The sequence below is a fragment of the Sphingobium indicum B90A genome (genome assembly GCF_000264945.2).
GTDB classification, from domain to species: domain Bacteria; phylum Pseudomonadota; class Alphaproteobacteria; order Sphingomonadales; family Sphingomonadaceae; genus Sphingobium; species Sphingobium indicum.
This window is the reverse complement of the sequence record NZ_CP013072.1, coordinates 60,422-72,275: the sequence shown is the minus strand read 5'-3', so window position 1 is coordinate 72,275 and position 11,854 is coordinate 60,422. Positions and strand designations below refer to the sequence as shown.

11 protein-coding genes are annotated in these 11,854 nt (G+C 64.1%); 5 read left to right on the top strand and 6 right to left on the bottom strand.

The annotated features are described in order from the left end of the window. Positions 1–118: 118 nt before the first annotated feature. From SIDU_RS18635 to SIDU_RS18620, 4 genes are all read right to left on the bottom strand, one after another. The gene (locus SIDU_RS18635) at positions 119–985 is read right to left on the bottom strand and encodes an SAM-dependent methyltransferase (RefSeq protein WP_007684545.1); all 867 of its coding nucleotides are present in this window, start codon (positions 983–985) and stop codon (positions 119–121) included. Further along, positions 982–1,284: an acyl carrier protein gene (locus SIDU_RS18630; RefSeq protein ID WP_007684547.1), complete on the bottom strand. Its 303-nt coding sequence runs from the start codon at positions 1,282–1,284 to the stop codon at positions 982–984. Before SIDU_RS18630 ends, SIDU_RS18635 begins: the two co-directional genes overlap by 4 nt. Further along, positions 1,284–2,075: an acyl-homoserine-lactone synthase gene (locus SIDU_RS18625; RefSeq protein ID WP_007684548.1), complete on the bottom strand. Its 792-nt coding sequence runs from the start codon at positions 2,073–2,075 to the stop codon at positions 1,284–1,286. Before SIDU_RS18625 ends, SIDU_RS18630 begins: the two co-directional genes overlap by 1 nt. Before the next feature lie 119 nt (positions 2,076–2,194). Beyond that, positions 2,195–2,743: a helix-turn-helix transcriptional regulator gene (locus SIDU_RS18620; RefSeq protein WP_007684549.1), complete on the bottom strand. Its 549-nt coding sequence runs from the start codon at positions 2,741–2,743 to the stop codon at positions 2,195–2,197. A gap of 136 nt (positions 2,744–2,879) precedes the next feature. On the opposite strand from SIDU_RS18620, the gene SIDU_RS18615 reads away from it, so the two are divergent. The 3 genes from SIDU_RS18615 to SIDU_RS18605 all read left to right on the top strand — a co-directional run bounded on the left by SIDU_RS18615 (position 2,880) and on the right by SIDU_RS18605 (position 6,938). Further along, entirely contained in the window at positions 2,880–4,229 is a 1,350-nt protein-coding gene (locus tag SIDU_RS18615; RefSeq protein WP_007684550.1) for a cytochrome P450, read from the top strand. Between the two features lie 177 nt (positions 4,230–4,406). Continuing rightward, on the top strand, positions 4,407–6,134 hold the full coding sequence (locus tag SIDU_RS18610) for a TonB-dependent receptor (RefSeq protein WP_233431913.1): 1,728 nt from the start codon (positions 4,407–4,409) through the stop codon (positions 6,132–6,134). 39 nt (positions 6,135–6,173) lie between these two features. Continuing rightward, a complete protein-coding gene (locus SIDU_RS18605) occupies positions 6,174–6,938 on the top strand; it encodes an IS6-like element IS6100 family transposase (RefSeq protein ID WP_001389365.1) in 765 nt (254 codons plus the stop codon). 181 nt (positions 6,939–7,119) lie between these two features. Here the strand turns inward: SIDU_RS18605 and SIDU_RS18595 are convergent, their stop codons facing one another. Beyond that, on the bottom strand, positions 7,120–8,292 hold the full coding sequence (locus SIDU_RS18595; protein ID WP_007682473.1) for an OmpP1/FadL family transporter: 1,173 nt from the start codon (positions 8,290–8,292) through the stop codon (positions 7,120–7,122). Between the two features lie 882 nt (positions 8,293–9,174). Here SIDU_RS18595 and SIDU_RS18590 point away from each other — a divergent pair. After that, positions 9,175–10,500, top strand: a complete 1,326-nt coding sequence (locus tag SIDU_RS18590; RefSeq protein ID WP_007684416.1) for a radical SAM protein — start codon at positions 9,175–9,177, stop codon at positions 10,498–10,500. Then, entirely contained in the window at positions 10,490–10,702 is a 213-nt protein-coding gene (locus SIDU_RS18585; protein ID WP_007684418.1) for a hypothetical protein, read from the top strand. Before SIDU_RS18590 ends, SIDU_RS18585 begins: the two co-directional genes overlap by 11 nt. Positions 10,703–10,765: 63 nt before the next feature. On the opposite strand, the gene SIDU_RS18580 is transcribed toward SIDU_RS18585, so the two are convergent. Beyond that, positions 10,766–11,854 (bottom strand): helix-turn-helix transcriptional regulator, encoded by a 1,089-nt coding sequence (locus SIDU_RS18580; protein WP_025771483.1) that lies wholly within the window; start codon positions 11,852–11,854, stop codon positions 10,766–10,768.

Sequence of the window (11,854 nt, the reverse complement as noted above, 5' to 3'; positions counted from 1 at the left end):
TTTTCTGCGAACCCGATGCTTTTAGAGCGTTTTCACATGGAGCGGAAAACGCCCTGTCTTTTTGATGCCGCGATTTTCCCGTCATTGACCCTCGACGGTCAACCGGAAAATGCCCTGGTCATTCCGTCGCGAAGGCTATCCGAAGCAGGCCGATCTTCCGCATGCGGAAACCGGCGGCCGACATGCGCAGATAGCGGGAATATTTCTCGACCGGATGGATCGCCGGATCGACCACTCCGCCGCGCACCGCGCCGCGCAGCCGGTTGCTCCACATCTCGCAGGTGCGCGCATAGTCCAGCCCGTCGTCGCGCAGCCGCTCGATGCGGAACAGGCCCTTGGACGCGACCACGATGTCCTCCAGCGTCGGCAGTTCCGCCGCCGGGAAGATCTCGTTCGCGATGAAGGGATTGGCGTCCTCCGGCGACATCCTGCCATAGGCGATGGTCTGGAGCGACAGGCGGCCCTTGCCCGCCATCCAGTCGCGGCAGGCCTGGAAGAATTCGCGATAGACGCCGCGGCGTTCCTCCACGCTTTGCTGCGGATGGGCGAAATGTTCGAATGCGCCGACGGAGATGATCGCGTCGAACGGCCTGTCGGGACGATAGTCGTGCCAGTTGGAGAGGACGGCGCCGATGCCGGGATCGCCCAGTTGCCGGATATAGGCGAGCTGTTCCTCGCTCAGCGTCAGGCCGACGCATTCGGCGACGCCATGCGTTCGCCGCAGGTTGCGCATCATGCCGCCCCAGCCGCAGCCGACGTCCAATATCCGCATGCCTTCGCCCGCGCCGACCGATTCCGCATGATAGTCGAGCTTGCGCTGCTGCGCCTCCTCCAGCGGGGCGTCCTTGGGCAGGCCGTCCCACATCGCGCTGGAATAGGTCATGCTGGGGTCGAGCCATGCCGAATAGAAGTCGTTGCCGACATCATAATGGTGGCGGATGGCGGCGGCCGAGCCGCCAAATTCGATCTGTTCGTCCTGGATCATGGCTGGACGCCGCCCTGCTGCGCCGCCATGTCGCTGACCGCCGCGGCGATGCCCGCCGCCGCGTCGCGGATCGCCTCCGCCTCGAACAGCAGTTCCAGCGGCAGTTCGTCGGGCAGGTTGAGCCAATTCTCCAGCTCCACCATCAGCGAGATCGCCTTGGCCGAATCGATCCCGAAACTGTCGAACGGCGCATCGGGCGAGACGGCGGCGGGCGCCACGTTCACGATTTCCGCGATGCGGGCAATGATCCAGCTTTCGATTTCCCCTGCCGATGCCTGTCGAATAAGGTCGGAATTCATCAATGTCCCCCTGAAGCCGAACGAGTTGTCCCGAATCTGCCATAATAGACGTCCGCCCCTGTGGTGGCGGACGGGTGCGTGGCGGAACCGATCTCCGGCTGGGCGGCGATCTTTTGCAGTTCCGGATGCTCCCGCGCCAGCCGGGCCGCGGCGACGTGCGCATTCTCCTCCCCTGGAAGAAGCCGGTCGACGGTGACGTGCGAAGGCCTGGGCAGGCCCCACATCTGGCGCATCTCGTCCAGCGCGGCCTGCGACACCTCCACCTCATAGGCGACGGCCTCCCCCTGGCCATAGTCCATGGCGGAGCCGAGCAGGGTCAGTTTCCAGCCGACGCCGTAGCAGAAGCTGAGCATGCGGACGTCGGTGAAGCCCACGCAGCGGTCGATCCCCGCCTCATAGGCCAGTTCCAGCGGCGCGATCATGCACGCGGCCTTCCGTCGCAGATTGTGGCGGCGCATGCCCCGCTCAATGCAGAATCCCCGGCTCAGTTCCCAGGTGCGCCCGTCGTCGATGGGGCGGATGCCGGCCGGCAGGACATGCGAAAAATGGTCGAGCAGCATCGAACAGTCGTCCGTGGGGCGGAAACGCAGCCCCATGACGACCCGGTTCTCGGTCGAAAAGCCGATGATGTTGCTCGCGCGCGCATCATCATATTCGTCATGTTCCAACCCGTCCTTGACCCTGAGATCCCAGCCGAGCTGGTTGACGAACACCTCCGCGCGGACTTGGTGCAAATCTCTGATCTCGTCCTGGTAAAGTGCGGAATTGTTCTTCGAAATCAGATGAATCAAATCCGTTCGCCCCCCGCATGCAGCGGCAGCGCCTGTAACATATTATACGGGGCAGGTCATCGGAAAGTTGCAGCGCGAAAGGCCGTGCGCGCCGTAAGGGAACCCTCGATGCAGGGCGCTCAGGCGGCCTGCTTCCGCCGGGCGCGCTGGACATGCACCTTCACCGCCTGGACGGATCGGTCGAGCGCCTCGGCAATGTCGAGGTCGCACAATCCGGCCTGCCGCTGGTCGAGGCAGAACTGCTCGGTCTCCGTCAGGGAAGAGGCGGTCAGATCGTCCCGCGCATCGAGCAGGGCGATGCCCCGGCAGAGGTAGAGCGTCGCCATGGCGTGCAGGTTTGCGCGTTCCTCCGGGCTTTCGAGCATGCTGATCAGGCGGATCTCCACCTCATAGGACCGTTCGTCCCAGCCGGTGATCGGAAAGCAGATCTGCGGCAGCACTTCCGGCCGCGCGACCGGGCCGCACCAGCCGGTCTCGCCGAACAGGAAGCGCCGTTCCCCATCGCCGACAGCGTAGCAGGCATGGCTCGCCGCCTGGAGGCCCAGCGCCTGGCTGAAGCGCGTCACGAGGCTGTCGATGCCGAGCGTGTCGTCGATCCCCGCGATGAAGTCGGCCGCGGTGGTCGAACTTCCGGCGCGAAGCTGGGTGCTGGGGATATATTCGCTCATGGTTCCTCACGCGGCATATGCCTGCCGTCATGCCGCGTCAGGTCTTAAAAGCGGGTTAAGCCTGCCTCCCTGCCGCCTGCTTCCTCTTTGCGGCGGAACGAGCCCAGGGCGCGCCGTCGGGCAACTGGCGCTTGACATGAAGAGGGAAAGGCAAAAGGTCGGCTGCCGACGGAACATCCATGACGAGGACAACATGCTGCCGACCTACCGAACCGAACCTTCCGCGGACAATGCGGTCGATGAATGGCTGGCCATGCATGGAGAGGGGGAGCGCGCGCCCGTCATCCCTGGCGATACGAGCCGCCCGGAACTCTATTCGCAGGCGAGCTGGGAACCGCTGTTCCGCCAGATGCGTCAGTCCGCGCCGCTGAACCGGGTGGAGGGGACGGCCAATGGCGATTACTGGAACGTCTGTTCCCACGCGCTGATCACCGAGGTGGAAGGAAAGCCCGACCTCTTCTCCTCTTCCTGGAAATATGGCGGCATCACCATTGCCGACCCCGAACCGGGGGAGGAATTCCAGCTTCCCATGTTCATCGCCATGGATGAACCCGAACACAGCGTTCAGCGCAAGACCGTGGCGCCGGCCTTCACCCCCGCGCATATCGCCGAACTCGCGGTGAAGCTGCGCGGGCATACGGCGGCGGTGCTGGACAGTCTGCCCGTGGGCAGCCGTTTCGATTGGGTGGAGAAGGTGTCGATCGAACTGGCCACCAGCATGCTGGCGACGATCCTGGGCTTCCCATGGGAGGACCGGCGTCTTCTGACCTTCTGGTCCGATTGGGCCGGGCATATGGAGGCGGCGCGCATTCCCGAACTGTTCCAGGTCCGACGGGAAATGCTGACCGAAATGGCGACCTATTTCCATCTGCTGTGGGAACAGCGGCGGGTCAGCCCGGACGGCAACGACCTGCTGGCGATGATGATCCGCAGCGACAGCATGTCGGAAATGGGGCCGATGGAATTCATCGGCAATCTCGCCCTGCTGATCGTCGGCGGCAACGACACCACCCGCACCAGCATGTCGGCCGCCATCTTCGCGCTCGACCAATTCCCCGACGAGCGGGCGAAGCTGATCGCGGATGAGAGCCTGTTGTCCAATGCCGTCCAGGAAATCATCCGCTGGCACACGCCGATCGCCCACATGCGCCGCACGGCCACGGCGGATTGCGAGCTTGCGGGGCAGAGGATCGCGGCGGGCGACAAGCTGGCCCTGTGGTATATCTCGGCCAATCGCGACGAAGCCGTCTTTCCCGATGCCGACCGCCTGGACCTGTCGCGCGCCAATGCCAGACGCCATCTTTCGTTCGGGCACGGGATTCATCGCTGCGTCGGCGCCCGCCTGGCGGAATTGCAGCTTCGCATCCTTCTGGAGGAACTGATGAAGCGGCGTCTGCAGGTGAACGTGGCGGGCGAAGTGCGCCGCGTTCACGCCAATTTCGTCAATGGTTTCCGGAACATGGAGGTCGAACTGACATCCTATTGAACGCCGCCGGGGCCTCGTCCGATCCGGAGAAGTACGCAGAACGCGTTTAACCAGCAGTTTACCAAGCGCGAGTAAAGGGAGGGATATCCAAAAATATAACGGAAATCACGGGTCATGTATCACAGGGGTTGTAAACGGCGTTGGAAGCGGATGCTGCTGGCTTCGGCGCTGTTTGGAATGGCGTCTTCCGGCGTGGCGCGGGCGCAGGTCGAGCCTCAGGCCGACATCATGGTGACGGCCCGCAAGGTGTCGGAACCGCTGCTGAAGGCGCCGGTAGCCGTCACCAGCGTTTCCGGCGACACGATTGTCGCGGCCGGCCTGCAGAGCATCACCGATCTGACCCGGATCGCGCCCAATGTCGACATCAGCGGCGGCATCGCCGGCCAGTTGCAGGGTCAGATATCCATTCGCGGCATTTCCACGCTCGTCCGCAATATCGGGCTGGAAACCGGCGTGGGCATCTATGTCGACGGGGTGTATGTCGGCCGGCCGGAAAATTTCGTCCAGCACCTGCTGGACATCGATCGGGTGGAGATCGCGCGCGGTCCGCAGGGAACCGAATATGGCAAGAACACCATTGCCGGCGTGATCAATGTCCAGACCAGGCAGCCCGACGCCGATCCCGGCCTGTCGGTTCGGTTGGATGCCGGCAATTATGATTATCGCCGGGGCGAGGCGGTGCTGGGCACGCGCCTCAACGACCGGCTTTCCGTGCGCGGAGCCGTCGCCTATGCCCGGCAGGACGGCTTTTACCGGCACCTGTCCGGCGGCGAGGATGCGGGATCGACCGACCTGCTGACCTGGCGCCTGTCGGCCAAGTTCGCGCCGACCGACCAACTGTCGTTCATCGCGCGCTGGGACGGCCTGCGCGACAGGGGCGTTCCGGCCTTTTTCCAGGCGGATGCGTTGGCGGGTTATCCTGCGGATTTCCCCTCCAGACAGCCGCTGCATGTCAACAACAATCGACCCAACCGGCTGCACCGCGACAGCCAGGGGATTTCGCTGACCAGCGAGTGGACGTCCGATGCGGTCTCGCTGACCTCCATCACGGCCTATCGGGATTCGTCTTACGATGCGTCGCTGGACGATGATCAGGAGCAGGTAGATTTCGTTGCCGCTGACAATTTCAGCGACGATTCGCATTTCTTCAGCCAGGAATTGCGGCTGGCCGGCGGAATGGGGAAGCTGCGCTATCTGGCGGGCGCCTATTATTTCGATCAGATGGTGCGCACCGACCGCGGGCTTGGATTGGGGGCGGACACGGGCATTCCGGGCGAACCCACGCTGACCACGCGCGGCCGGGTGAAGACCCGGAGCGGCGCGTTGTTCGGGCGGCTCGATTATCAATTGAGCGACCGCCTCTCCCTGTCGGCGGGCCTGCGCTACACGCGAGAGAAGAAGCGCGCCCATTTCGTGCAGAATGACGTTTCGGGCATATTCCCGCTGCTGGGCTTTCCTGCATTGACCTTCGACGGGCATTCGACGGACAATGATCTGTCGCCGAGCGCCAGCCTCTCCTACGAGGTCGTGTCCAACGCCAATGTCTATGCGCGCGTTTCCAGGGGTTTCAAGAGCGCGGCATATAATGTCGACATCGCCTCTTCCCTCAGTGGCCTGACCGCCAGTCCGGAAAAGGCGACCAGCTATGAGGTCGGCGTCAAGGCGTTGACGTTCGACAAGCGGTTGCGCTTGAACCTGGCCGCGTTCCATACCGATTATGACCGGCTGCAGGTGTCGCAGGTGCTGGGCAACGGACTGGCGCTGACCAATGCCGGCCGCGCCCGGATCCAGGGCGTCGAAGGCGAGATGTTTCTGCAACTCTCTCCCGCTCTGCGGATCGAGGGCAATGCCGCCATTCTGGACGCGCATTATGCGCGGTTCGAGGCTCTGTTGCAAAAATCGTGAAGCTTGAGCATGCTTGGCGGAGATTGGACGGACGGAACGATGACGGATTTCAAGTGGCGCCATTTCCAGGGTGATGTGATCCTGTGGGCGGTGCGCTGGTATTGTCGCTATCCGATCAGCTATCGCGACCTTGAGGAAATGCTGGCGGAACGCGGCATTTCGGTCGACCATACGACGATCTATCGCTGGGTCCAGTGCTACGCCCCGGAGATGGAGAAGCGGCTGCGCTGGTTCTGGCGGCGTGGCTTTGATCCGAGCTGGCGCCTGGATGAAACCTACGTCAAGGTGCGGGGCAAGTGGACCTACCTGTACCGGGCAGTCGACAAGCGGGGCGACACGATCGATTTCTACCTGTCGCCGACCCGCAGCGCCAAGGCAGCGAAGCGGTTCCTGGGCAAGGCCCTGCGAGGCCTGAAGCACTGGGAAAAGCCTGCCACGCTCAATACCGACAAAGCGCCGAGCTATGGTGCAGCGATCACCGAATTGAAGCGCGAAGGAAAGCTGGACCGGGAGACGGCCCACCGGCAGGTGAAGTATCTCAATAACGTGATCGAGGCCGATCACGGAAAGCTCAAGATACTGATCAAGCCGGTGCGCGGTTTCAAATCGATCCCCACGGCCTATGCCACGATCAAGGGATTCGAAGTCATGCGAGCCCTGCGCAAAGGACAGGCTCGCCCCTGGTGCCTGCAGCCCGGCATCAGGGGCGAGGTGCGCCTTGTGGAGAGAGCTTTTGGCATTGGGCCCTCGGCGCTGACGGAGGCCATGGGCATGCTCAACCACCATTTCGCAGCAGCCGCCTGATCGGCGCAGAGCGACAGCCTACCTCTGACTGCCGCCAATCTTTGCAACAGAGCCCGTTGCCGTCATGTTGCAGGACCGGCTGCGTCGGACAGGGATCGGCGGCCTTGCCGCCCGGCCCGAAAAGGCAGCGCCGGCGGCGGGATATGGTCCCGCCGCCGGCGCGCATGGTCCGATCAGGACGTCAGAAACGGTGGGAGAAGCTGAGGCCGGTGAACCCATAGCGCGAACGGATCACCGTCCCCGCGCTGTGGCCCGTCCCGACCACCTTGCCGTTCAATTCATAGTCCGCGCTGAACGTAAGCTCGTCCTTCTCGCCCAGCCGCTTGGTGAAGCCGAAGGTCAGCGATTTGGACGACGTGCCCGGAGTATTGACGTTCGCCAGGACGAATTCGCTGCCGAAATGCCGCTTGGCAAGGCTGGTGCCTGCGCGAACCGTCAGCCCCGGCATCAGGCCATAGGCCACGCCGAGCTTGAAGGTGGTGTGATCGCGCCAGCCGAAGCCCGCCTGCTCGCTGAAGGCCTTGACGCCGCTCCAGTTGGTCCGGATCACGTCGAAGCCCAGCGTCAGGCGATCGTTCGGCTTGACCGAGACGCCGGCGCCGAACTGCTCGGGCGTGTCTATGCTCCCGCCCAGGCCGGCGAGCAGGTCGTCCTCATAGCCCTTGAGGTTGGACATGTGCACCTTGGTGAAATAGGTCGCGCCCAGGCCCACGGCGGGAACCGGCTTCCACAGGATGCCGAACCTGCCGCCGACGCCGAAGGCATGGCTCCAGCCATGGTTCGGCAATTGCGCCGGTCCCTGGGGCGTCGGCACGATGACGCCCCTGGCCCGGAAGAACTCGTTGACCACGCCTAGGCCCACGCCGATGGAAAGATTGTCACGCAGTTTAAACGCGATGGTCGGCGCGATGCCCGCCTGGATGAAATTGGCGCGTTCCTTCGAAAAGCCCATGCCCGGCACGAAGGGCTTGTTGTAGCTCTGGCCCAATCCTCCGCCGAAAGAAGTGACGGCGATCGTCACCTTGTCGTTCAGGTGATAGTTGACGCCGAAGTCGGGAATCGGCTGATATTGATGGCCTTTCACGTCATTGCCGGGGAAGAACAGGTCCGTGGTGCGGGTGTTCAGGATGAAAAGCTGGGCGCCGATCTCGAAACCATTGTCGACGAAGGTCGCGCCGGCCGGGTTGATCGTCGCCGCTTCCGGTCCCTGGGGCAGAGCGATGCCGACGCCGCCCATGCCCGTGGCCCGCGCATTGGCGCCGGTGAGATAATATCCGTCCGTGGCGTAGGCGGGAAATGCGATCCCCAGGCCGATGAGGCAAATTCCGGCACTGAAGATATTTAACTTGTTCATCACTCTTGACTCTCTCCAACATTAAAACGTGCCCGGCCTCTAGACGCGAGGCCGGGATTCTTCCGGATCAGGCGCAGCAAGGGATGGGGCGACCTCCAGGGAGAGCCGCCCCGTTCAGCGGTTTACCGCCGTCATCGGGTCGAAAGACCCGCATGTTCATCAACTTATTGTTCCGCCGAATGACCTTCATTCAAATTCCGTATCACGTCGGCCCGGCGATTCGAGGTCTTTGGCTGAATGGCAGTCATTCGGATAGTGGATTGGAACCGGCGGAACCCATCCAAATCAGGGGCGCGCCAGCCAAAAACCCGCCTTCTCCTGCCATCTTCCGGAAAAATACTATGACATTCGATATATGAATTGCGGTCATTCACCGTAAATCCGGCAATGAAAACGGAAATTCCCCATGCGGATGACGCGAATCCACATCGCGGCAAGCATGCTTGGACGGAATGCGGGGGAAGAAGGTAGTTGTCCTGCCGAAGGGATGGGAAGGACTGTCCGGTCCGAACGATCTTCCGGCCGCCCGCCCCCTTCCCGTTAGGCTGTATCGACATTCAGCCCTGACGGCCTGCAAATGACGTTTTTCCGTGCTTCCGGTGCTCACCTACTTTGAGTAGGCTGCGCGCCGGGTCACGGAAAATCACCATTTTCGGCTCGCCATCTTCTGAATGTCGATACAGCCTAGAACTCACGCCCAGCGGGGTCGACGAAATTCGAACCCGATTGAGATAAATCAAGATGCGTGCGCGCTCACTGTCCTACACAGTTCGGCGATGAGGGCCGGCGACGGCTCCAGCATAGTCAGATTTTGGCCGGAGCAAGCCAGCATGTCCGTCGCGATTTCTTCCGAACCGGCAAGACCGGCCTGAGTCCAGGACCATGTGGACCTATCATCCCGACCTGCTCGACCGGCCCGTGCCGCGCTACACCAGCTATCCCACCGCCGCGCAGTTCGGCGGCGATGTCGGCGCGGCGGAGCTGGCGGCCCGGCTGGATGCGGTGGCCGGGGTGAAAGGGGTGAAAAGGGACGGCGCCCTCTCCCTCTACGTCCACTTTCCCTATTGTCACGACATATGCTGGTATTGCGGCTGCAACACTGGCGCGGCCAACCGGGTCCAGCGTCTCGCCGCCTATGTCGAATCGCTGGAGCGGGAAATCGCGACCCTCGCCGCCCGGCTGAACGGACGCGGCCGGGTGCGGCGCATCGCCTTTGGCGGCGGCAGTCCCAACAGCCTGCCGCTGGTCGATTTCGTCCGCCTGCTCCAGCAATTGCTGCTCTGCTTCGAGGCGCATCATGCCGAATTGTCGGTCGAACTCGATCCCCGCCGCCTCGACGGCCAATGGATTTCGACCATGGCCGCGATGGGCGTCGACCGCGTGAACCTGGGCGTCCAGACCTTCACCCCCCATGTCCAAGCGCGGATCGGCCGCATCCAGCCGCTCGACATGGTGGAGCGCGCCGTCGGCCAGTTGCGCGCCGCCGGGATCGCGACCGGCTTCGACCTGATGTACGGCCTGCCCGGCCAGACGCAGGACGACCTCGCCGCCACGCTGGAGGCGACCATCGCCATGCACCCCGCCCGCATCGCCCTGTTCGGCTATGCCCATATGCCGCGCCTGCTGCCCCGCCAGCGCCGCATCGACGCCGGCGATTTGCCCGATCTCGCCGCCCGCTTCGCCATGGCGGCGCAGGGTCATGAAACGCTGACCGGCGCGGGCTATGAAGCCATCGGCTTCGACCATTTCGCCCTGCCCGAAGACGCCATGGCCCGCGCCGCCCGCGAAGGCCGCCTGCGCCGCAATTTCCAGGGCTTCACCGACGATCCGGCGGACATATTGCTGGGCCTTGGCGCCAGCGCGATCAGCCAGTTCCCCGACCTCATCGTCCAGAATGAGAAACAGGCAGGCCCCTGGCGCGCCCTGGCCGACGCCGGGCGATTGACCGCCGCCCGCGGCACGCTCCGCACGCCGGAGGATCGCCGCCGCAGCCGCATCATCGAAGCCCTGCTCTGCCAGGGAGAGGCGCATGTCGGCACGGCGCACCCCCTACCCGACCTCAGCCGCTTCGAACGCCTAGGCCTCGTCCGCCTGAGCGAAGGCCGCGTCGCCCTGACGCGGGACGCCCTGCCCTATTCCCGCAGCATCGCCGCCTGCTTCGACGCCTATATGGAACCGGCGGAAAGGCGCTTCAGCCATGCGGTCTAGCGCGCTGGCATTGCTCGCCATCATCCCGCTGACCGCCGTCCAGCCACCGGCAGCCGCCGCCCAAAGCCCCTGGTATTGCGGCTCCGTCCCTCCCGGCTGGACGCCCCCCTGGCAACGCAAGCCCGCCCCGGACGACAAGAACGCCCCCTGCCATTTCATCCCCTGCGACCGGAAGAAGATCCGCAGCGAAACCTGCCGGTAAAGAACCTACGTGCTCCTGCGAAGGCAGGAGCACATATCGTTCCATGGCCATAGCCAAACCTCATCAAGCCAAAGCCAGCACGCTCGTCAGAATATTCCGCACCAGTTCCGCCTGCCCCCGCGCCCCGGTCTTGGCGTAGATCTTCTTCGAATAATTCCGCGCCGTCTCCACCGTCAGCCCCAGATCGTCCGCCGCCTCCCCGATGGACATGCCCTGCGCGATGGCCCATGCCAGCCGCGCCTCGCTGGGCAGCAGGCCGAACAGGTCGACCAACTGCCCGCACCTGTCCGCCTGCGACCATCGGTCGCCGCTGATATAGGCGATGGCGACGGGCGGCGACTGGACCGAGGGGGATCGGTCCTGGATCGGCCGCACCAGCATGTCGATCATCGGATCGCGGCTGAGGTTGATCGCCTTGGGCCGCGCCTCCGCATCCTCGGCGAAGCGCTTGACCAGCGCGGTCAGTTCCCGGTCCACCGCCGGGGAAGCGGGCATCAGCCGGTCGTACCGCCCCCGCCGCAACACGCTCGACCGCTGGAAGAGCGGCTCCAGATGCGCCGTCATGTCGACGATGCGGCACCGCGCATCCAGCGTCAGCCAGCCCGAATTGAGCCGCCCGAACGCCTCCGAAGTCACCGACGACCGGAATTTCTCCCGCTCGAACGCGACGAAGCTGCGCAGCGCGATGCGCAGATGCGGCACCAGCGCGGTCAGCAGCGCGCCGACCGCCGGTCCCACCTCCCGCCCGCCCGCGCAACTCAGCCAGGCGTCCATGCCGCTCGCCTCCGCGACGCGCACCGACCGGAAGGCGGTGATGCGCAACGGGTCCAGCCATTCCCGGCGATAGGATTGCAGCGCCGCATCCTTCGGCTCGATCAGCTCGTCCAGCGTATAGACCCGCGCCTCCCGCATCCGCCGGTAGGGCGGCGGATCTCGCCCCTGCTTCTCGTTGAACAGCCGGTCCGGATGCAGCGGCCCCGCCGGCCCGGCATGCAGTTCCACGATCCTTTCCTCATCGATGGGCCGGAACGCCAGCCCGGCATAGGCCGCCCCGGTCCGCGCCCGCAGCTTTTCCAGGAACCCGTGCCAAAGGGGTTGCTCGAACATACCCTCATGGAGAGCCGCCAATAATCCGCCGTCGTCCAGTCGCAT

Bases quoted from the DNA above. Each gene is read 5' to 3' on its own strand.
- SIDU_RS18620 (WP_007684549.1), bottom strand. From the start codon at position 2,743: ATGAGCGAATATATCCCCAGCACCCAGCTTCGCGCCGGAAGTTCGACC.
- SIDU_RS18585 (WP_007684418.1), top strand. From the start codon at position 10,490: ATGCGGTCTAGCGCGCTGGCATTGCTCGCCATCATCCCGCTGACCGCC.
- SIDU_RS18615 (WP_007684550.1), top strand. From the start codon at position 2,880: ATGAAGAGGGAAAGGCAAAAGGTCGGCTGCCGACGGAACATCCATGAC.
- SIDU_RS18580 (WP_025771483.1), bottom strand. From the start codon at position 11,854: ATGCGACTGGACGACGGCGGATTATTGGCGGCTCTCCATGAGGGTATG.
- SIDU_RS18610 (WP_233431913.1), top strand. From the start codon at position 4,407: ATGGCGTCTTCCGGCGTGGCGCGGGCGCAGGTCGAGCCTCAGGCCGAC.
- SIDU_RS18595 (WP_007682473.1), bottom strand. From the start codon at position 8,292: ATGAACAAGTTAAATATCTTCAGTGCCGGAATTTGCCTCATCGGCCTG.
- SIDU_RS18605 (WP_001389365.1), top strand. From the start codon at position 6,174: ATGACGGATTTCAAGTGGCGCCATTTCCAGGGTGATGTGATCCTGTGG.
- SIDU_RS18630 (WP_007684547.1), bottom strand. From the start codon at position 1,284: ATGAATTCCGACCTTATTCGACAGGCATCGGCAGGGGAAATCGAAAGC.
- SIDU_RS18590 (WP_007684416.1), top strand. From the start codon at position 9,175: ATGTGGACCTATCATCCCGACCTGCTCGACCGGCCCGTGCCGCGCTAC.
- SIDU_RS18635 (WP_007684545.1), bottom strand. From the start codon at position 985: ATGATCCAGGACGAACAGATCGAATTTGGCGGCTCGGCCGCCGCCATC.